General features: G+C 71.2%; 15 protein-coding genes. 7 read left to right on the forward strand and 8 right to left on the reverse strand.

The window, feature by feature from the left end; translation table 11 throughout:
- Nucleotide 1 precedes the first annotated feature (1 nt).
- The 5 genes from OG241_RS05070 to OG241_RS05090 form a co-directional block, all read right to left on the reverse strand.
- Nucleotides 2-6460, reverse strand: coding sequence for an SDR family NAD(P)-dependent oxidoreductase (locus OG241_RS05070; RefSeq protein ID WP_405813908.1), 6459 nt, complete (start codon nucleotides 6458-6460; stop codon nucleotides 2-4).
- Nucleotides 6461-6578: 118 nt separating this feature from the next.
- Nucleotides 6579-8234 carry a PfaD family polyunsaturated fatty acid/polyketide biosynthesis protein gene (locus OG241_RS05075; RefSeq protein ID WP_405813909.1) on the reverse strand — a complete coding sequence of 552 codons (1656 nt, stop codon included), beginning with the start codon at nucleotides 8232-8234 and terminating at the stop codon, nucleotides 6579-6581.
- 214 nt (nucleotides 8235-8448) lie between these two features.
- Nucleotides 8449-9054, reverse strand: a complete 606-nt coding sequence (locus OG241_RS05080; protein WP_405813910.1) for a nuclear transport factor 2 family protein — start codon at nucleotides 9052-9054, stop codon at nucleotides 8449-8451.
- A gap of 50 nt (nucleotides 9055-9104) precedes the next feature.
- Nucleotides 9105-9980 carry an SCO6745 family protein gene (locus tag OG241_RS05085; RefSeq protein WP_405813912.1) on the reverse strand — a complete coding sequence of 292 codons (876 nt, stop codon included), beginning with the start codon at nucleotides 9978-9980 and terminating at the stop codon, nucleotides 9105-9107.
- Nucleotides 9977-11239, reverse strand: a complete 1263-nt coding sequence (locus tag OG241_RS05090; RefSeq protein WP_405813914.1) for an acyl-CoA dehydrogenase family protein — start codon at nucleotides 11237-11239, stop codon at nucleotides 9977-9979. Before OG241_RS05090 ends, OG241_RS05085 begins: the two co-directional genes overlap by 4 nt.
- 495 nt (nucleotides 11240-11734) lie before the next feature.
- Between OG241_RS05090 and OG241_RS05095 the strand changes: the two genes are divergently transcribed.
- From OG241_RS05095 to OG241_RS05105, 3 genes are all read left to right on the forward strand, one after another.
- A complete protein-coding gene (locus OG241_RS05095) occupies nucleotides 11735-13144 on the forward strand; it encodes a family 2B encapsulin nanocompartment shell protein (RefSeq protein WP_405813916.1) in 1410 nt (469 codons plus the stop codon).
- 101 nt (nucleotides 13145-13245) lie between these two features.
- Complete coding sequence (locus tag OG241_RS05100; RefSeq protein ID WP_405813917.1) at nucleotides 13246-14589, forward strand: family 2 encapsulin nanocompartment cargo protein terpene cyclase; 1344 nt, start codon at nucleotides 13246-13248, stop codon at nucleotides 14587-14589.
- 18 nt (nucleotides 14590-14607) lie between these two features.
- Complete coding sequence (locus tag OG241_RS05105; RefSeq protein WP_405813918.1) at nucleotides 14608-15510, forward strand: geranyl diphosphate 2-C-methyltransferase; 903 nt, start codon at nucleotides 14608-14610, stop codon at nucleotides 15508-15510.
- Between the two features lie 70 nt (nucleotides 15511-15580).
- Here the strand turns inward: OG241_RS05105 and OG241_RS05110 are convergent, their stop codons facing one another.
- The gene (locus OG241_RS05110) at nucleotides 15581-16225 is read right to left on the reverse strand and encodes a TetR/AcrR family transcriptional regulator (protein ID WP_405826049.1); all 645 of its coding nucleotides are present in this window, start codon (nucleotides 16223-16225) and stop codon (nucleotides 15581-15583) included.
- Between the two features lie 280 nt (nucleotides 16226-16505).
- Here OG241_RS05110 and OG241_RS05115 point away from each other — a divergent pair, with 280 nt between their 5' ends.
- From OG241_RS05115 to OG241_RS05130, 4 genes are read left to right on the forward strand one after another with little or no spacing between them, the layout of a single operon-like run.
- The gene (locus OG241_RS05115; protein ID WP_405813920.1) at nucleotides 16506-17435 is read left to right on the forward strand and encodes an ABC transporter ATP-binding protein; all 930 of its coding nucleotides are present in this window, start codon (nucleotides 16506-16508) and stop codon (nucleotides 17433-17435) included.
- Complete coding sequence (locus OG241_RS05120; protein ID WP_405813922.1) at nucleotides 17435-18259, forward strand: ABC transporter permease; 825 nt, start codon at nucleotides 17435-17437, stop codon at nucleotides 18257-18259. The genes OG241_RS05115 and OG241_RS05120 overlap by 1 nt, the downstream gene beginning before the upstream one ends.
- A 25-nt stretch (nucleotides 18260-18284) precedes the next feature.
- Entirely contained in the window at nucleotides 18285-19661 is a 1377-nt protein-coding gene (locus tag OG241_RS05125; RefSeq protein WP_405813923.1) for a sensor histidine kinase, read from the forward strand.
- Nucleotides 19658-20326: a response regulator gene (locus OG241_RS05130; RefSeq protein WP_405813924.1), complete on the forward strand. Its 669-nt coding sequence runs from the start codon at nucleotides 19658-19660 to the stop codon at nucleotides 20324-20326. Before OG241_RS05125 ends, OG241_RS05130 begins: the two co-directional genes overlap by 4 nt.
- A 45-nt stretch (nucleotides 20327-20371) precedes the next feature.
- Here the strand turns inward: OG241_RS05130 and OG241_RS05135 are convergent, their stop codons facing one another.
- Entirely contained in the window at nucleotides 20372-20611 is a 240-nt protein-coding gene (locus tag OG241_RS05135; protein ID WP_405813926.1) for an XRE family transcriptional regulator, read from the reverse strand.
- A 37-nt stretch (nucleotides 20612-20648) separates the two neighbouring features.
- Nucleotides 20649-21053, reverse strand: coding sequence for an ATP-binding protein (locus tag OG241_RS05140; protein ID WP_405813927.1), 405 nt, complete (start codon nucleotides 21051-21053; stop codon nucleotides 20649-20651).
- Nucleotides 21054-21167: the final 114 nt, after the last annotated feature.

The following is a 21167-nucleotide window of genomic DNA, read 5'->3' on the forward strand; positions in this document are numbered from 1 at the left end:
GTCACCTCCGGCCCGGTGTCCCGGCGGCGGCCGGGAGAGTTCGTACGGAACGGTCGCCGCCGGAGGCAGTCCCGGAAGCGGTGGCGACCTCAGCGGCGTCCGAGGCCGAGGCGGCGGCCCGGGCCTGAGATGCCTTGTTGGTGTCCGGACGGCGGACGAGGGTCACCCCGAGCAGCTCCGTGTGCACCGATCCGTCCGGTTCCAGCAGGGCCACGTCGCAGGAGACGTCGAGGTCACGGGCCGCGCCCCGGGCGAGCACCACGCACCGGGCGCCCTCCCCCACCGGGCCCCGGCCCGTTGTCCTGATCTCCGCCGCGCCCATCGGGAGGAACGCGCCGTCGTGCGCGTACTCGGCCCATTTCAGGGCGAGTTGGAGACCCGCGTCGACCGCGGCGGGATCGGTGTGCCAGCTCTCTCCGGGCCAGGCCAGTTCGCGTACTCCTCGTACGAGCGCGGCGGCGCCTGTCGCGGAGAGTCCCTCCAGGGCGGTGATCGCATGGAAGGCCGGACCGTGGAACAGCACATGCCCGTCGTAGATCTCCTGGTCCTGGGGGTTGTCGAGGTCCCCCGCGTCGTAACGGACCGACTCGGTGAGCGGGTGGTCCGCTTCCGTCAGGACCTCGACCGCCGCCCGGTAGTGCGGCAACGGAGCACCGCTGGTGAGTTCCAGGACGAGCCGCGACGTCGCGCGATCCCCGGCGGGAGCGGCCAGGCCACGGACCCTCAGTCGTTGTCCCTGCTCCGGAGCCGTGCCCGGGCCGTCGAGGCCGATCCGGCTGAGCACCTCCAGGTCGCGCAGGACGAAACCCGGGGCGTCGGGACGCCACGCCCGGGCGGCGTCCAGGAACCACTCCATGACGAGCGCCATCGGCACCACCGGGGTCGCGGCGACGCTGTGGTCCGCCAGATAGGGGTGGGAACCGAGCCCGACCATGATGTCCCCGCCCACGGCCTGTGCCGGGGGCGCGCCCAGGGACGCGGAGGCGTCCGCGTCGCCGGCGGTCAGGGTGACCCGTACCCGAGCGGGATCGGGTACGTCGTTCAGTTCCCGGAGCAGAGCCCGGGCGCCCGCGTCCGTCGGGATCAGCGGCACGCCCTGCTCACGGAAGTGCTCCCGCAGCTCCGGTCCCACCATGCCGCCGTCCCAGGGGCCCCAGGCGATGGACTTCACCAGGCAGTTCGGCCGGTTCACGGCGACGGTGGAGGCGACCTGGGCCAGGACCTCGTTCGCCATGGCGTAGTCGGCCTGGCCGGTATTGCCGAAGCGGCCAGCCACGGAGGAGAACACGCACACCAGGTCGAGCGGATCGTCCGCCGTCGCCGCGAGCAGCGTCCGCAGCCCTTCGACCTTGGTGTCGAAGACGTCCGTGAACTGCGCGTCGGTCTTGTCGGCGAGCCGGTTGTCCGCGAGGACGCCCGCTCCGTGGACGATGCCGCTGATGGGCCCGAACTCCTCGCGCGCCGTGTCGAGTGCCCGGTGCAGCGCCCGCGCGTCGCGGGTGTCCACGGACAGATAGCGCACCCGGGAGCCGCTCGCCTCGATGGTGTCGAGGGTCGCCCGGATCTCACGGACCGCCAGTATGCGGGCGACCTCGGCGGCCAGTTCCGCCGGGGACGCAGTCGTGCCGCCCTGTCGGCGGGCCCTGCCTGCGAGCAGTCCCTTGAGCTGCCTCTCGTCCGTGGCCTCGGCCAACCCGGGTGGCTCCTCGGTCAGTTCGGTGCGGCCCAGCAGGACGATGGACGGCAGATGAGCCTCGGCCAGGGCGCACAGGGTCACCGCCGTCACCCCTCGGGCACCGCCGGTCGCGACGATCACGGCGTCCGGGCCCAGTGGTCCGGCGTGTTCCCCCGCCGCCTCGGCCGGTCCTGCGGGCTCGGCCCTGTCCCGCAGCGCCCAGCGGGTGCCGTCGGCCCGCAGACCGATGTCGCCGGCCGAACCACCGCGCAGCAGTTCGGTGGCGAGCACCTCGGCGAGGGCGTCGGCGTCGCGGTCACCGCGCTCGCAGTCGACGGCCTTGACCGAGGCGTCGGGCCACTCCTTCGCGGCGGTCCTGGCAAGCCCGGCCGATCCGCCGAGCCAGGCCCGTTCGCCCTGTCCGCCACCCAGCCCGAAGTCACCTCCGGTGTCCTGGACGGTGACGAACACCCGCCCCCGCGCGGCCAGTTGCCGGGCCACGGAACGCGCCGCGCCGAATGCCTCCCGGTTGACGGAGGTCGCCGCCTCGGCGGAGGTGACGGGGCGCAGACCGGAGAGCAGCACCACGCCTCCGCCCTCCGCGTCGGCCACGTCGGCGGCATCGGCCAGCACGGCCTCCGTCACGACCGCGGCCCGGACCCCGTGTTCCCCCAGCCGGTCCACCAACCGCCGGGCCACTCCGGTCCCCTCGTCGGTGACCAGGACCGGCCCGTCCCGCAGCCCCGCCAGCTCCATCCCCGGGAGCGGCGCGGTCACCATCACGCTGACGGCCCGCGCCAACTGGGGCGGCGGCGGGGTCTGTTCGTCGACCGGCCGTGGCGGCGGCGCGAGCGGGGCGACCGGCGCCGCGCCGGACTCGGCTTCACGGAGCTTGTCGGTGATCTGCTGCAGGGTGCGCAGCGGCGCGAGCTCATGGGCGTCGACCCGCGCAAGCGCCGGCACCCGCTCACGAAGCACCGAAAGAATCTGCACCCGCTTAATCGAATCAATCCCCAGATCCGTCTCCAACTCCATATGGAGTTCAAGAATGTCGGGCGGGAAACCCGTCTTCTCGGCGACCACCTCGAAGAGCAGCGCACCCACGTCTCCCACGACAGCCGGGGCCGGCACAGACGCGGCGGCCGGGCTGCCGGCCTGCTGCGCCTCGCGCAACTTGTCACCGATCTGCTGCAGCGTGCGCAACGGCGCCAGCTCATGAGCATCCACCCGCGCAAGCGCCGGCACCCGCTCACGAAGCACCGAAAGAATCTGCACCCGCTTAATCGAATCAATCCCCAGATCCGTCTCCAACTCCATATGGAGTTCAAGAATGTCGGGCGGAAATCCCGTCTTCTCGGCGACCACTTCCAGCAGCAGTGCGCCCACGTCCAGCCCGGGGTCGACGGGAGGGGTCTTCGGCTCTGTGGTGGGTGCCGGTGCTGCCGTCGCTTCAGTCCGTGGCGCCTCCGGCGGTGTGAACTCCACTACGGGTAGCGGTAGTTGGGGTGTCGATGGGATCTGGGGAGTCGGGTCCGGAAGCCGGGTGCCGGTGGGCGCGCCGAGGGAGGATGTCTCCATCGTCCGCAGGAACTGCATATGGCTCTCCGCCATGGTCCGTTGAAACTCGCCGTGTGCTTCGGCGGCCTGCCGCTGTGTCTCCTGGAAGGCGGCCAGCCAGGGATCGGCCGCAGCCGCTGCGACGGGCGGCGCCGGTGCGAATCCGGCCTCCGTGGCCTGCTCGGCCTGTGCCGCCGCTTCGGCGGGGACGGGCCGGGGCAGGGCCTGCGCTCCCCCCGGCGGTGGGTAGAGCGCACCATGGTTGGCGCCGGAGATCGGCACGGCCATCCGGGCCCGGGGCCGGGGAGACGGCTGGGCGGGGGCCTGCGGACGCGTACCCCGGTCTCCCTCCTCGCGGGCTTCCGTCGTGCCGCCCACCGCCCACAGCTCGTCCAGGTCCACGGCGACGCCGGACACCGCCAGGGTGCCGAGGGCCTGCTGGAGCGCCGTGACGCCGTGGACGCCCCGGCGGTCCAGGCTGAGGGCCAGGTGTTCCCGGCCGTCGAGGATCTCCCCGGTCAGTCCGGTCAGCGTCGACCCCGCCCCGACCTCGACGAATGTGCGTACCCCTGACTCGTACATCGCCTCGACACCGGCGACGAACCGTACCGGTGACAGCAGATGCCCGGCGATCCGCTCCCGGATCAGCGCGGGATCCTCCGGATACGGCTGCGCGTCGGCGTTGCCGTACACGTCGAACTTCGGCGCCCGCAGGTCCAGGTCGTCCAGGAACTCGGTGAACGGCTCGACCGCGCCGGCCATCAGCGGAGTGTGGAAGGCACCCGACGCCCGCAACCGCCGTACGGTGACGCCCTGTGCCACCAGGCGGCGCTCCAACTGGTCGACGGCATGGGCCCGTCCGGAGAGGACGACCTGCCCCGGAGCGTTCTCGTTGGCGGCCCACACCTCGTCCTCGAAGCCGTCGGTCAGCGTGGCGACGTCCTCGCGCGAAACGCCCATCACCGCGAGCATGGCGCCCGGCTCCGTGGCCGCGTCACGCATCAACTCCCCGCGCCTGCGCGCCAGTCGCAGCAGCACACGCTCGTCGAGGACTCCGGCGGCGTGCAGGGCGACCAGTTCACCGAAACTGTGACCGGCGACGCAGTCGGGCTCGACACCCGCGGCACGCAGCACGGCGAGCAGTGCGGTGCTCTGCACGGCGAGCGCCGGCTGGGCCCACTCGGTGCGGGTGAGCAGGTCCTGCTGTGCGGCGCGGCTCTCCCCGGTGAAGGCGGGCACCGGGAACACCACCTTGTGCAGCGGTAGTTCGGCGTCGAGTTCATGCCCGGCCGCCCGGTCCCAGGCTTCCCGCGCCGCGGGGAAATGTATGGCCAGGTCGGTACCCATCCCGGTGTACTGGCTGCCCTGCCCGGAGAAGAGGAAGGCCGTCCGGCCGGGCGTGGCGGTGCCGGTGCGGTAGGTGACACCGTCCGGCGTGGTCAGTGGGCGGTCGGGGTCGCGGCGGATCAGCGTGCTCAGCTGCTCCAGCCGCTTCGCGAGATCCTCGGGCCCTGTGGCGGTCATGGCGAGCCGGTACGGATCGGACGGGCGGAAGGCCCGCTGAGCCGCCAACGTCACCTCGGCCCATGTGCCGTCGGCCGCCTCGTTAGCCAACTCCGCCGCTCGCGTGAGAAGTTCCTCCGCCGAGGACGCTCCGAGGACAACCAGTTCGGTGGGCACCGCCCGGGCCGGCGGAACCGGACGGGACCGCGCCCCTGGTGCGGGAACGTACTCCTCCAGCGTGAGATGGAAGTTGGTGCCACCGAATCCGAAGCTCGACACAGCGGCGCGCCGGGGCTGTGCCGCCTCCTTCACCCAGGGGCGGGCCTCGGTGTTCAGATACAGCGGACTGTTCTCCAACTCCAGTGCGGGGTTGGGTCGTTCCACCTTGATCGTGGGCGGCAGGACCTTGTGCCGGAGCGCCATCACGGCCTTGAGCAGCCCGGCCGCGCCCGCGGCCGACTTGGTGTGCCCGATCTGCGACTTCACCGAGCCCAGCGCACACCACTGGCCGTCCGTACGGCCGGACTCCTCGAACACGGTGCGCAGCGCGGTGAACTCCGCGGCGTCACCGGCCGTGGTCCCGGTGCCGTGCGCCTCGACCAGCTCCACCGACTCGGGACCGTAACCGGCGGACACGTAGGCCCGCCGCAGCGCCCAGGCCTGTCCGGCGGGTACGGGCGTGTAGATGGCGCTTCCCCGGCCGTCGGAGGAGCTGCCGATCCCGCGCAGCACGGCATGGATCCGGTCGCCGTCGCGTTCCGCGTCGTCGAGCCGCTTCAGTGCGAACATCACCAGCGCCTCGCCAAGCATCGTGCCGTCGGCGGCGTCGGAGAACGGCCGGCAGTCCCCGGACCGTGAGAGTGCCGGGGTCTTGCTGAAGCACATGTACATCAGGATGTCGTTGAGGGTGTCGACGCCCCCGGTGATCATCAAGTCGGCTGTCCCGACGGCGAGTTCGTTCGCGGCGGCGGTCACCGCGGCGAGCGAACTGCCGCAGGCGGCGTCCGTGGTGTAGTTGGAACCGTGCAGGTCGAAGCGGCTCGCTATCCGCCCGGCGACGACATTGCTGAGCACTCCGGGGAAGGACTCCTCCTGCCACGGCACGTAGTGGCCGGCGATCCGGTCGCAGATCTCCTGGGCCCGCTCCTCCGGAATGCCGCTCTCCCGCAGCGACTTCAGCCACACCGGACGCTGCATGCGGTTGCTCATGGTGTGCAGGAGTTCCAGCGCCGCCGTGCCCAGGATGACCCCGGTCCGCTCTCCGTCGAACCGTTCCGTCCCGCTCAACCCCGCGTCGGCCAGCACCCGTTCGGCGACCGCGAGGGCGAGCAGTTGGGTGGTGTCGGTGGCGGGCAGCGCGTTGGGCGGGATGCCGTACGCCGACGGGTCGAAGTCGGTCGCGGGAAGGAACGCGCCGCGCCGGGCGTAGGTCCGGTCCGGCGCGGACGGATCGGGATCGTAGTAGTCCTCGACGAGCCAGTGGTCGGCGGGCACGTCGGTGATCAGGTCCCGTCCGGTGAGAACGTTCCGCCAGAAGCCCTCCGCGTCGGCGGCACCGGGAGTCAGCGCAGCGGTGCCGATGACGGCGATGGGGACGTGTAGCGGGCGGTTGGGCCGGGCCGATGTCGGCGCGATCGAGTCGGGGGGACCGGGCAGGTCGGCCGGGTCGGAACCAGCGAGTCCGGATGACGCGGGCGATGCCTTCGATGCCTTCGATACGGTCATAGGAGTTCTCCGTCTGCAGCGGTGGGGGCGACGCCGGGCGGCTTGAACGGCGTGCGGGCGATCCGACGACGGGCGCGGGCCGGAGCCGACCCGCGTGCCGGGGAGTCGTCGTGAGGGTTCAGGCCAGTGGCCGGGGCCGGTAGGCGAACGCGGCGGCGGGCAACGGCACGCCGTGGGTGCGCAGTTGCTGGGCGCGCGTGACCACGGCGGCTCCTTCGAGAAGGTTGAGCGCGATCTGGACCGCGGAACGGTTCTCGGGCAGCGCGAGGAAGCTGCCCTTCGTCCAGCGGTTGAAGGCACCCATCGCCGGTCCGCACCAGATCTGGTAGTCGGTGCGCCGGGCCGACTCGCCGGTGATCGCCCAGCGGCTCGACTGCCCCAGATAGGAACGGAACAGCAAGGCCATACGGTGCTTGGGGTCCCGCTCCGCCCGGTCCAGCTGTCCCGGATCGCGGTCCTGCCAGTACCGGCGGGTGCTGCTCCACAACTCGGCGACGGTGCCGCCCAGTACGTCGCGCTCCAGCCGGGCGCGCACGTCCTCGGGGATCGTCTCCAGCGACTCGCAGGTCCGGTACACCTCGTAGAGCTGCTGGGCCCGCGCGGGGAACATCGTGCCCCGGCGCAACACCTGCAGTTTGACGCCGAGTTCGAACATGTCGGACGCGGGCGCCATGGTGACGTCCGCGATGTCCGCCCGGCCGAGGAGACCCTTGGCCTCGTCGGACAGCCCCGCCTCCAGGGCCACTTGGTTGACGGAGCCCGTGACCACGTACGCCGCGCCCATGGCGAACGCGGAGGTCAGCGCCTGCGGGGTGCCCAGGCCGCCGGCCGCGCCCACCCGTGGCGGCACCCGGTAGCCGTACCGCGCCGTGAGTTCGGTGCGCAGCGCGGCCAGGACGGGCAGGAGCACGCCCAGCGGCCGGTTGTCGGTGTGGCCGCCGCTGTCGGCCTCCACAGTGAGGTCCTCGGCCACGGGCACATGGGCCGCGAGGTCTGCCTCCCGTTCGGTGATCTCGCCGCGCTCGACGAGGACACGCAGGACAGCCGGCGGCGCGGGCGACAGGAACTGCTCGGCCACCTCCGGCCGCGACACCTTCGCGAAGACGCGGGTGCGCCGGACGATCACTCCCGCCGGGTCCGTGACCAGTCCCGCCACGGCACAGCGCACCACCGCGGGAGTGAGCGCCATGAACGCGGACGCCGACACGACGGGCACGCGCCGGGTGACGAGGAGGTCGGCCACCCGCTCCTCCAACTCCGGTTCCTGCGGGGAGTGGATCAGGTTGACTCCCCAGTTGCGTCGGTCGCCGAGCCCCGCCGCGAGGTCCGCCACAGCTCGTTCGACGCTCCGGTGGTCCAGTCCGCCGGCGCCGAAGAACCCCATCAGGTCGGCCCGGGCCAGCGCGAGGACCATCCGCGTGGTCGCGATGCCGTTGGCCATCTCCCCGCCGACGTAAGGGAATCGGACCCCGTGGGCGGTGCAGAACGAGGGGTCTCCCAGCCACTCCGGGTAGAGCGGCGGCAGTGTGCCGAGGACCTGGTGCAGGCCTTCGGCGGCCAGCCGGGTGCGGGCCGACTCGCTGCCGGGGGCCAGGCCCGTCCGGCCGGTGGATCGTTCCCGCACGATGTGTGCGGCTTCTCTGATGCGGTGCGCGCGTCGCACAAGCGCGTCACCCGCGAAGTCGGGGGCCCACGGGTCGATCGGGCCGGTGGCGGTGATGCCTCCGCCCGGAGTGGGTGCGCCGCTTTCGGTGAGCACACTCTCTGCAACCATGTTCCGTCCTTCGCCGGCGTGGGTCGTTCCGCCGCGGGCGCGCCGGTGGCAGCCGCGGTGCTGGGGAGGATGAGCGGGGGCCCGCGCCGGCCCGAAGGGGAGTGACACGGGCGCGGCGCGGGCGGTCGTGGGCGGCCTGTGGCCGGGCGTCGAATCGCGCCCGGCGAGCGCGTGTGCGTGGCGTCGCCGGTCGGCGGGGAATTCGGCGGCCGTCCTAGGGGCCGGTGGGGGATCTGAGGGTGCGGTCCTCGGTCCAGTCGATGGTCAGCTCCCGGCGTGCGAAGAGCCAGGATCCGTTCGTACGGCGGTAGGAGTCGTGGTAGCGGATGGACCGGACCCGTATCCGGTCCGCGCCGTCGGCGGGGTAGATCTCGTGCGCCAGGCAGTACGTCTCCCCGGTCGCGCTGTCCCCGGCGAGCCGGACCAGGTGGTTGCCGACGAAGTGCGTGGTGACCCGGCACGGCTCCAGCACGGCCAGTGCCTTCGCCCAGCCGTCGCGCCCGTCGAGTACCCACGGCGCCCGACGGCTGCCCGGCGGCCGCATGAGTACCAGCTCGCCCCCCTCGCCGAACAGTGACGCGAACAGCTCCGTCATCCGCCGGTCGAGGGCGTGGGCGTACGTGTCGACGAGCTGCCGTAGCTCCATCCGGTCCCGCAGACCCTGCCCGTCGTCCGCCGGGACCGCGTACGGCGGGGTCGCCGCCGCGAAACCGTGCGGGTGGGCGGGTACGTGCTCGCCGGGGTCACCCGGGAGGGCGTCAGTCGGTCCGGTGGGGATGTTCAGGGGGTGGGGAGGGGTCAGATCGGTCAGGTCTGTCACGTGCTCCACCAAGCGGGTCGGGGACGTCGTCCTGGAGGGGGTTGCCGGGGTCAGCCGTCGTAGGAGTCCGTAGGGACGGGCAGCGGGAGCCGGAACCCCTTGATGACGCGTTCGCCGATCGGCCGGAGCAGCGTGTGGAGCCGGCGGGTGCGGGCGGGGCCCAGGGCGTTCCAGGGCGCGGCGGCGAAGCGGTCGGTGAGCTCCTCGACCGTGTCCCGGGCCGCACGCCCTTCGGGGGTGAGTTCCCCGCCGGCGTCCAACAGCCCGCGGCCGCGCAGTCTTCGCTCGCCCTCGGCCCATTCCTCGTCGCTCCAGCCACGCCTGGTCTGGATGTCCTCCCGGACCTCGCCGCCGGCCGCGGTGATGGTGACCAGCGCCTCGACACCGTCGAACCCGGCGTGCGTCAGCGCGGCGACATGCCCGTCGCCACGGAACTCCCGCAGCGTGGTCGCCGCCTGCCACAGGGCGAGATGCGGTACGGACGGGAGTTCGAGGGCGGCGTTCGCGGCACCGAGCAGTCGTCCGGGCACGGTGCACGCCCCGGCGGCGTCCGTCGCGAGGGACGCGGCCTCGGCGAGTTCGGGCCCGTCGAGCACGTCGCCCAGTACCGCGCGCAGCGCCGCGTCGACTCCGGCCAGCCGCGCGGCCAGCACCTTCTCGGGCGCCGCCTTCTCCCACACCGCCGGGACCGCCGCGGCGACGACACTCGGTCGGAAGTGGTAGAACGCGGCGGTGACCACCGGCGCGGTGACCGGGCCGAGCGGTGCCGCGCGTCCGCCGAAGTAGCCACGCCAGGTGCCGCTCAACCCGACGCCCCGGAAGGCCTCGTAGACCTGGGGCGCGTAGTAGACCACCGCGTGATACGGCTCCAGGACGTCGTGCAGCACGCGCGCGGGGTCCCGGCGCGCCACGGCCGGCGCGCTCACCGGGAGGCTCCTTCCAGGAGCGCCTCGCCGGCGTCGGCCACGGAGACCGGCGTATCCGCCGCACCCGCCAGGTCGGGCCTGTCCGGCGGCGCCGCCGGGAAGTGCAGCAGCCCGGACAGCCCCCGTTTGTCGACCTCGTTGGCGATCATCAGCCGCTGGACCTCGGAGGTGCCCATCCAGATACGGTCGACACGCACATCCCGGTAGAGACGCTCCACCGGGTTGTCCCGGATGAATCCGCGCCCCCCGAAGATCTGTACCGCCCTGTCCACGACCCGGCCGGCGGCCTCCGTGGCCGACACCTTGGCCATGGCCACCTTCGCGTTGAGTGTCTTGGGATCCCCGCCCTGGTCGATGTCCCACGCGACCCGGTGGACCAGCAGGCGATTGACGGCGATGTCCGTCGCGGAGTCCGCCAGCATGGCCTGGATCAACTGGTGCTTGATGATGGGCCTTCCGCCCTGCACCCGCTGACGCGCCCAGTCCGCGGCCAGCCGCAGAGCACGCTCGGCGGCGCCCACCGCGTGCGCCGCGACCAGCACCCGTTCCTCGAAGAACGTCGCCTGGACCAGTGCGAGCCCGTCGCCCACCGAGCCGAGGACGGCGTCCTCGCCGACCTCGACGCCGTCCAGGGCGAAGTGCGGGTGCTCGTAGGCGAAGTTGTGGGAGTAGCGCGGGGTTTCGAGGAGCCGGACGCCGGGCGCGTCCTTGTCGACGAGGAACATCGTGGGGGCGGCGTCGGGCTGCACCACCGCCAGCACGATCAGGTAGTCGGCCACATCGCCCATGGTCACGAACCACTTCTCGCCCGTGATGCGGTACCCGCCGGGCGTGCGCTGTGCCACGGTCGCGATCCGCCGGGGATCGGAGCCCGCCTCGGGTTCGGTGATGGCCCGGGCCCCGAACCGCTCGCCGCGGTTCTCCGGGAACAGATAACGTTCCCGCTGCTCGGGGGTCGAGGCCAGCAGGGCAGCAGCGGTGGGGCGCCACACCGCCGCCCAGAGTCCGTTGGTGAGGGTCCCCAACTCCTCTTCCACGGTGACCTGTTCGGTCCAGCTCAGCCCCGCTCCACCCCACTCGACCGGTGCGTTCATCGCCTGCAGGCCGCTGTCCAGCACGATCCGGCGCAGGGCGGCGCGGCTCTCGGGGCCGAGGCCGCCCGACGTCTCGCACTCGTCCTCGTAGGCCTCGATTCTCTGCGCGAGATCGACAGCGCTTTCCTTCAGCCGGACGAGCCTCGGTGAATAGGAGAAATCCATCGGAAGTGCCTCTCTGGGCGTGCGAACGCGCTTGCGCACAGTGGCTGTTCAGGGCGGCAGAACCTCGGGGCGGAGGAAGCGGTACGGGCCTCGCGCCTCGGCCCTGGAACGTGGTTCGGATGCGCCGTGCGTCTTGGCCGGGTCGGGTCACGAACTCTTCTCGACGGGTCCCACCATGGCCGCAATCCGTCCTGCCCGGCTACCCCCGCATGAGGGTGAACCGGAACGAGACGTTCGACAGCGGGAGCGCGGCCGACCGCCGGGATTCACCGCCCAAACCGGGCTGAATCCCGTCGATGCCCAGGCAAACATCGTGCGGGCGCGATCATCGTATCGAGTTAATGGCGCCGACTTTCCTTGGCACACGGGACGCAGCCGCCACTAATGTTCACCTGGGTCTGGACGGATTCCACCTTGAAAACCACCTTTTCTCCTGTTTGGTCCGATGAGCCCATGCAGGTGCCATCACCGCCCTGAGCAAGGAGAGCTCGCCCGATGACTGTTGACTCGATCCCGGACGCGCGACTGGAGCCACCCCAGCAGTCCCTCGGCACGGCGGCGGCCCGCAACCTCGCCACCACCACCAAGTCCGCCCCGCAGATGCAGGAGATCACCTCCCGCTGGCTGCTGCGGATGCTCCCCTGGGTGGAGGCCAAGGGCGGGACCTACCGGGTGAACCGTCGTCTGACCTACACCGTCGGCGACGGGAGCGTGGAGTTCGTCCAGGACGGCCCCGCTGTCCGGGTGATCCCCCAGGAACTCGGTGAACTGGCCCTGCTGCGCGGCTTCGACGACGTCGAGGTACTGACCGCCCTCGCCGATCGGTGCGTCCAACGCGACTTCCGGGTCGGCGAGACGCTGGTGGAGCGCGGTGCGCCCGCGGACCAACTCCACCTGATCGCCCACGGCCGCGTCAGCCGGACCTCCGTCGGCGGGTACGGCGACGAGGTCGCCCTGGACGTACTCGCCAACGGCGACCGGTTCGGGGACCACGCCCTGCTGGACGGGAACGCCCCGTGGGACCACACCGCCACCGCCGTGACCTCGGGCACCCTGCTCACCCTGTCGCGCGCCGACTTCGAGGCCGTACTGTCCATGGCGCCGGGCCTCCGGGACCACATCGAGGCGTTCAAGTCCCTTCCCCGCCAACGGCAGAACCACCGCGGCGAGGCGGAGATCGCGATGTCGGCCGGCCACACCGGCGAGCACGACCTGCCCGGCACGTTCGTCGATTACGAGCTGAACCCCCGCGAGTACGAACTCTCGGTCGCGCAGACCGTTCTCCGGATCCACACGAGGGTCGCCGACCTCTACAACGGGCCGATGAACCAGACCAAGGAGCAACTCAGGCTCACCATCGAGGCGTTGCGCGAGCGCCAGGAGCATGAGCTGATCAACAACCGGGAGTTCGGTCTGCTCCACAACGCCGACTTCAAGCAGCGCCTCCAGACGCACTCCGGGCCGCCGACCCCGGACGACATGGACGAACTGCTCTGCCGCCGCCGAGGGTCGAAGTTCTACCTCGCGCACCCCAGGACCATCGCGGCGATCGGGCGTGAGTTCAACGCGCACGGGCTCTACCCGGACCACGTCGACCTCGGTGGCCAGCAGGTCCCGGCCTGGCGCGGGGTTCCCATCCTCCCCTGCAACAAGATCCCCGTCACGAGGGAGATGACGAGCTCGATCCTCTGTATGCGTACCGGCGAGGACAACCAGGGCGTCATCGGTCTTCATCAGACGGGTCTGCCGGACGAGTACGAACCGGGTCTGTCGGTCCGGTTCATGGGTGTCAACGAGCAGGCGATCACCTCCTACCTCGTCAGCACCTACTACTCGGCCGCCATCCTCGTGCCGGACGCGGTCGGCGTGCTGGAGAACGTGCAGATCGCCCACCGGCCCAGGTAGCGGGCCCGGCATGCAAGGCACGGTGACCCCGGATCCTCCGCGCGGCTCGCGCATGCCCGACATGTCCCCGGACAGCCGCCCACCCCACCAAGGAGCCATCGATGCCCGCGCCCGAGCCAACATCTCCGCAGTCGAGCCTGCCGGCGGCCGCTGCCCACTTCGGGGCGCAGGTCCTCGCCGAAGCCGCGGCCCGTGCCTGTGATGTCAGGGCTGCCACCGGCGACTCACCCGGCGAGCTGTCCCTGCCCGCACCGCCCGCGCTCCCCGCGCTCCCCGCGCTCTCCGTGCCGACGCTGCCTCCCCCCGATGCCCCGACAGCCGTGCTGCCGACAGCCGTGGTGCCGGCACCGATCCCCGGCCTGGAACGGATCCTGCGCGGCCCCAGCGGCCTGGGCACGGCGGACCTGCGCCTGGTCCTGCGGGAGCAACTGCCGCCGCCTTCACAGCCGCCCGCGACCTCGGCGGAGGGCGGCGCCATTCCGGGCCTCTACCACCACCAGGTGGCAGAGCCCGATCCGGTGCGGGTCGAAGAGGTCAGCCGAAGGATCAAGTCCTGGGCGTTGGACGAGGTTTCGCTGTATCCGGACGACTTGGCGGAGCAGTTCGACGGCTTCTCCGTGGGCAGCTACATGGTCGGCTGTCATCCCGACGCACCCAGCGTCGACCACCTGATGATCGCCACCCGGCTGATGGTGGCCGAGAACGCGGTGGACGACTACTACTGCGAGGACCACGGGGGCTCACCCGTCGGCCTCGGCGAACGCCTGCTGCTGGCACACACGGCACTCGACCACGTGCACACGACGGAGGAGTACCAGGAGCAGTGGGCCAAGTCGCTCCACTCCGACGCGCCCCGGCGCGCCTACCACTCCGCCATGAACTACTTCGTCCAGGTGGCCAGCCCCTCCCAGAGCGACCGGTTCCGGCACGACATCGCCCGGCTTCACCTGGGGTATCTCGCCGAGGCGGCCTGGGCGCAGCTGGACCACGTGCCCGAGGTGTGGGAGTACCTGGCGATGCGCCAGTTCAACAACTTCCGCCCCTGCCCGACCATCACCGACACCATCGGCGGCTACGAACTGCCGATGGACCTGCATGCCCAGGACGCCATGCAGAAGGTCATCGCGCTCGCGGGGAACGCGACGACCATCGTGAACGACCTGTACTCGTACACGAAGGAGCTCGACGCTCCGGGCCGGCACCTGAATCTGCCCGTCGTGATCGCCGAACGTGAGGGTCTCTCCGACCGGGACGCCTATCTGAAGTCGATCGAGGTCCACAACGACCTCATGCACGACTTCGAGACCAACGCCGCGGCCCTGGCCGCCGACTGCCCCGTCCCAAGCGTGCAGCGCTTCCTGCGGGGCGTGGCCGCATGGGTCGACGGAAACCACGACTGGCACCGGACCAACACCTACCGCTACAGCCTGCCCGATTTCTGGTAACTACTTCCGATTAGAAGAATGGACTCATCTGTGACCAGCACGACCAGCACCGAACTCACCGCCACCGACGCTCCTGTGCGTATCCCCGGCCCGGCCTCTCCCTACCAGGGAGACATCGCCCGCTACTGGGACGGGGAGGCCAGGCCCGTGAACCTGCGTCTCGGCGATGTCGACGGTCTCTACCACCACCACTACGGCATCGGTGAAGTCGACCACTCCGCACTCGGCGACGCCGAGGACAGCGAGAGCGAGAAGAAGCTGATCGCCGAGCTGCACCGCCTGGAGTCGGCGCAGGCCGATCTCCTCCTTGAGCACCTCGGCGACATCGGGCGGGACGACACCCTGGTGGACGCCGGCTGCGGGCGCGGCGGGTCGATGGTGATGGCGCACCAACGATTCGGATGCAAGGTCGAAGGTGTCACGTTGTCGGCCAAGCAGGCCGACTTCGCCAACCGGCGTGCCCACGAACTCCGTATCCAGGACCATGTCCGCGCCCGCGTCTGCAACATGCTCTCCACCCCCTTCGCGACCGGGCAGGCCATCGCCTCGTGGAACAACGAGTCGAGCATGTACGTCGACCTGCAGGACCTCTTCGCTGAACACTCCCGCGTTCTCGAGGTCGGCGGTCGCTACGTGACCATCACCGGCTGCTGGAACCCGCGGTACGGCCAGCCTTCGAAGTGGGTCTCCCAGATCAACGCGCACTTCGAGTGCAACATCCACTCGCGCCGGGAGTACCTGCGTGCCATGGCGGACAACCGCCTGGTGCCTCAGGCGGTCATCGATCTCACGCCCGACACGCTGCCCTACTGGGAACTGCGGGCAACGTCCTCGCTGGTGACGGGAATCGAGGACGCGTTCATCAACTCCTACAAGGACGGGTCCTTCCAGTACGTCCTCATCGCCGCCGACCGGGTCTGACCTTCTGCGACCGGTTCCCGGCTGGGCGGCACAGTCCGCCCAGCCGTGCCGGTTTCCGGCTCGCCCGGAATCAGCTGTCGGCGGTTTCGGCGCGCATCTCCGACGCCAGGTCGCCCACGATCGCGTTCGCCGACCGCTCGGCCACGCCCGCGGCGATCAGTGTGGCGACAGCCGTTCGCCTCCCGTCGTCCTCCCATGCCCCCGCGTTGACACTCTCCAGCAGGGCGAGGGTCAGGGCTTCGAGAGCGGCGCTGAGCACCGGCGCCGGCAGCTGGTCGTGAAACACCCCTTCGCCCTGTCCGCGCTCCAGGATCGCGGTGGCCCCGTCACGGGCCGGGGAGAGGATTTCGGACACCCGCTCCGTACCCAGATCCTGGCGGGCGAGGGCGAGAAGCAGCCGGTAGCGGTCTCCGACGGCCCAGATCGACAGGACGAACCGGGCCAGGGCACGCTGCGGTGTCTCCTTGAACCCGAGTGCTCGGGCCACACTGTCACGCAGGGCCTCGGACGCCTCGTCGGCGAGGGCGGCCAGCAGGGCCGCGCGCCCCGGGAAATGCCCGAAGAGCGTACGGCGGACCACACCGGCGGCCCGCGCGATCTCCTCCAGGGTCACATCGGGGTTCCGGCCCAGTTCCTGCCGGGCGGTGACGAGGATACGGGCCCGGTTGGAACGCGCGTTGCGTCGCAGCGGTTCGCGGACGACAGGCTTGGGCACGGCGGTCAGTCCCTTGTCGGTGGAGGTCGGGCAGCGGGCGTCGGGCCACGTCACGGGCGCCCTCCGGTGAGATGCCGAGCATACGCAACAGCCTCCCGGCCAGGCGCGCGCCGAGGCGGAGGCCCGAGTGGTACCGCGGTACCACTGACCCACCGAAGATGCCCCCGCGGTCCCAGCCTCCGGACCGTTCGCGCTCATAGCTTCGAGAACAGACACCACGGTTTGTCCGCGGTCGAGTTCCAAGTGAGAGTCGAGTTCCAGGTGAGAGAGGCCCCCTCCCATGATCGAAGCGCGTGAGCTGACCAAGCGGTACGGCGACAAGACGGTCGTCGATCAGTTGAGTTTCACCGTCAAACCCGGCGAGGTGACCGGCTTCCTCGGTCCCAACGGCGCGGGCAAGTCCACGACCATGCGCATGATCGTCGGCCTGGACTCCCCCACCAAGGGCTCGGTCACCGTCAACGGCACGTCGTACGCGAAGCACACGGCACCGCTCCACGAGATCGGCACCCTGCTGGAGGCCAAGTCCGTCCACCCCGGACGCAGCGCCTTCAACCACCTGATGGCGCTCGCGTACACGCACGGCATTCCGCGCCGCCGGGTCGACGAGGTCATCGAGCTGGCCGGACTGACCAGCGTGGCCGGCAAACGGGTGGGCGCCTTCTCGCTCGGCATGGGCCAGCGCCTCGGCATCGCCGCGGCACTGCTCGGCGACCCGGCGATCGTCATGCTCGACGAGCCGGTCAACGGCCTCGACCCCGAAGGCGTCCTGTGGGTGCGCAACCTGCTGCGCGGGCTGGCCGACGAGGGGCGGGCCGTGATGCTCTCCTCGCACCTGATGAGCGAGACCGCGCTGATCGCCGACCACCTGGTGATCATCGGCCGCGGCCGACTGCTCGCGGACACCACGGTCGACGACTTCACCCGGGAGGCCGGCGGCAGCGGCGTGAAGGTCGCCAGCACCGAGGCCACCAGGCTGCGTTCGCTGCTGGCCGGCCCCGACGTCACCATCAGCTCCTCCTCCGCCGAGGAACTCCTGGTCACCGGACGCGACGCCCGCGAGATCGGTGCGGTCGCCGCCCAGCACGGGGTGGCGTTGTACGAACTCACCCCGCAGTCCGTCTCGTTGGAGGCGGCCTTCATGGAACTCACCCGCGACGTCGTCGAGTACCAGAGCCACCCGGCCGACACCGCACGAAAGGCAGCCTGATGACCGTCACCGAACTCTCCCCATCCACGGCCTACAAGGTGACCGGCCCGCGAGTGCTGCGCTCGGAGTGGGCCAAGTTCTGGTCGCTGCGCTCCAGTTGGATCACCCTGGGCGTGGCCGTGTTCCTGCTGGTCCTCTTCGGGGCGATCGCCTCCTACACCTACAGCCCCGACGCCACCGGGACCGCCGGACCACCCGGCCCGGGGAACGGCGCCGACAGCAGCGCGGTGAGTCTGGCCCTGACCGGCGTCACCTTCGCCTCGCTGGCCGTCGGCGTGCTCGGGGTGCTGCTGTCCGCCGGCGAGTACAGCACCGGCATGATCCGCTCCACCCTCACCGCGGTGCCGCGCCGGCTGCCCGTCCTGTGGTCGAAGGCCGCCGTGATCGGCCCCATCGCCCTGGTCCTCAGCGCGCTGGGAGCCCTGGCCGCGTTCCAGCTGGGCGGCCCGGGCCTGGACGGCGAGAAGATCGCCCTCTCGCTGGGTGACGACGGCGTGCTGCGCAGCCTGGCCGGCGCCGGCCTCTACCTCGGTCTGGTCGCCGTCTTCGGCGTGGCTCTGGGGGTACTGATCCGTTCCTCCGCCGGTGCCATCGCGTCCCTGGTCGGCATCCTGCTCATCCTGCCCGGCCTGGCCAACCTGTTGCCCGACTCCCTCTACGACAGCATCAACCCCTACTTCCCCAGCAACGCGGGCTCGGCGGTCTACGCCCTGCACCAGTCCTCCGACGCCCTCTCCCCCGGCGCGGGACTCGCCGTCTTCGCCGGCTGGGTGGCCCTCGCTCTCGCCGGGGCGGCCTTCCGGCTCGCGAAGTCCGACGTCTGACCTGGGCACGGGGACAATGGTGTACATGACTGCGCACCGTGCGGCGGCCCCCGCGGACGCGGCCCGGGCGGCGGCGTCACCGCCGCCGTCCTCCGGGTTCGACGCCGCCTGGGCACACCCTCTTCTGGGCCGGCTGCTGCGCGACCGGGGCCGCGGGCAGCGACTGGACCGCCGGCATCCATGGCTGCTCGACACCGCGGTGGTGCTGGCCGTCGCCCTGTTCAGCCTGCTGGCCGTGCTGCGGGACGGCGGCTCCGCCCCCTTCGAGGACGCCGGCGTCCGTGACCAGTTGCCGTACGGGGTCCTGTTCGCCTGTGCGGCCGCACTCGTCGTCCCGCTGTGGTGGCGCCGCAGGGCCCCGGCCGTCACGTACTTCGTGATCGTGTCGGTGTCCCTCGTCCAGTGGTCACTGAATGTCTGGCTGCCCACCGGCATCGCCGCGCTCATCGCCCTGTACACCGTGGCCCGGAACGGGTCGATGCGGGTGCTGGGCTGGGCCGCCGCACTGACCGTGGTCGAGGCGGTTCAGGCGGTCTGCTTCATGGTGCCGGTCGGGCATCCGCTGCTCGGCCTCTTCTTCGTGCTCGGCACGGCGACGGCGGCCGTCGCCACCGGTCTGACCCTGCGCATCCGGCAGCTGTATCTGGGGGCGCTGGAGGACCGCGCCCGGCGGCTGGAGATCGAGCACGAGCAACGTGTCCGGCTCACCGCCGCCGCCGAGCGCTCCCGGGTCGCCCGCGAGATGCACGACATCGTCGGCCACAACCTCTCCGTCATGGTCAGCGTCGCCGACGGCGCCGCCACCCTCGCCGCCAACCGGAACGAACGGTCCGCCGAGGCCCTGCGCATCCTCGGCGACACCGGCCGCCAGGCCATGAGCGAACTGCGCCGCGTCCTCGGCGTCCTGCGTGAGGAACCCGGCGACGACCTTCCGCTCAGCCCGCAGCCCGGCATCCGCGACCTGGATCCACTCCTCGCTCGGGTCCGGGCGGCGGGCCTGCCCGTCGGTTACCGGACCGTGGGCGACCTCGACGCCCTCGGCAGCGGTGTGCAGCTCACCGCGTACCGCATCGTCCAGGAGTCGCTGACCAACACCCTCAAGCACGCGGGACCCGGCACGTCCGCCGAGGTCAGCCTCACCGCCGAGGCGGGAGAGGTACGTATCAAGGTCGCCGACACCGGCACACCCCCCGGTGCGCCCTCGGCACCGAAGGCGACGGCACAGGACGACGGCCCCGGCCACGGCCTCGTAGGCATCCGCCAGCGGGCCGCCATGTACGGCGGCACCGTCGTCATCGGCCCGCGCGACACCGGCCACGGCTGGCTCGTGGACGTCGTGCTCGACGTACCCTCCGCACCCGCCAAACCGGCACCGGGAGAACCGGGAGAATCGCTGCGATGACCACCGTTCTGATCGCTGACGACCAGCCCCTCCAGCGCATGGGCGTCCGTATGCTCCTGGAGGGCACCCCGGGCATGGAGCCGGTCGGTGAGGCGGAACACGGCGCCGAGGCCGTCCGGATGGCCGCCGAGCTCCGCCCCGACGTCGTCCTCATGGACATCCGTATGCCCGGCATGGACGGCCTGGAGGCCACCCGCCACATCATCGCGACCGGCGGTCGCACCCGCGTCCTCATCGTCACCACCTTCGACCTCGACGAGTACGCGTACGACGGCCTGCGGGCCGGCGCGAGCGGCTTCCTGCTCAAGGACACCCGCCCGGAGGAACTCGTCGCCGGCATCCGGGCGGTCGCCACGGGCGACGCGGTCGTGGCCCCCCGGCTCACCCGCCGTCTGCTGGACGCCTACGCCCACCAGGTCCTCGCACCGGCCGGCGCCGCCGCTCCCGAGGACCCCCGGCTGCGTTCGCTCAGCGACCGCGAACGCGAGGTCCTGGTGGCCATCGGCCGGGGCTGGACGAACACGGAGATCGCCGAACGCCTGGTCCTGACCGAGTCGACCGTGAAGAAACACGTGGGCCGGGTCCTCGCCAAGATCGGGGCACGCGACCGCATCCAGGCAGTGATCACGGCGTACGACGCCGGGCTGGTCAGAGCCAGGTCGTAGCCCGCCCACCACCGGGGCGACGACCGAGACGCGGTGCTCGCCGCGTCAGGGTGACGGTGCTGTCTCGGGCGTACGGGCGGCGGCGAGTACGTCGGGCAGGGGCAGCGCCAGGGCGGCGGCGAGTTCGGCCAGCTCCGCCCGCGTGGGATGGACCGGGCCGTGTGCCCCGTCCTGGGCGAAGACCCGGATGCGGGGGGTGCGGATACCGGTCCGTGTGGCGAGGGCCTGCGCGTTCAGGTGACGACGGCGCATGCCCTGCTGCAGCAACTCCGAAAGATCAGCCATCTGCTTCTTCTGCCCGGGCCTGGCCCTTTCATCCGTTTCACCCGGCTGAACGTTGCGGGCGGAAGCACGCCGACACCGTCTTGCCGTGCCGCTGACACGTCATCTGCAACTCGTCGGCGAGTGTCCGTACGATCCCCACTCCGCGTCCGGAGGTCTCGCCCGACTGCGGGTCACGCTGGCTCGGCAGGGTCGGGTCCTCGTCATGGACGTTGACATGGAGGCAGTCGCCGTCCCAGGTGAGGATCAGATTCGCGTCGCTGCGCGCGTGGACATGCGCGTTGGTGAGCAGTTCGGACACCGTCAGGACGACAGCGTCCACTGTCTCGGGCTCGTCGGCGGTCCAGGACAGCGACTCCAACTGCCTTCGCGCCCAGTGCCGGCCGGCGCGTACGCCTCCTGAGGCGGGAAACGAACGCGCCCAGCCCATCGCCTTGATCACCACCGACTTCCCCTTTCTGTCATCCGCGCTCAACTCGTACATATCGCGTGCCCACAGGGCGCGATCCCAGACGTCCGGCGACCGGTCGCTTGCCCCCTGATCCTCTTCGGCGCCGGG

The sequence above is a fragment of the Streptomyces sp. NBC_01390 genome, assembly GCF_045040105.1.
Taxonomy (GTDB): Bacteria; Actinomycetota; Actinomycetes; order Streptomycetales; family Streptomycetaceae; genus Streptomyces.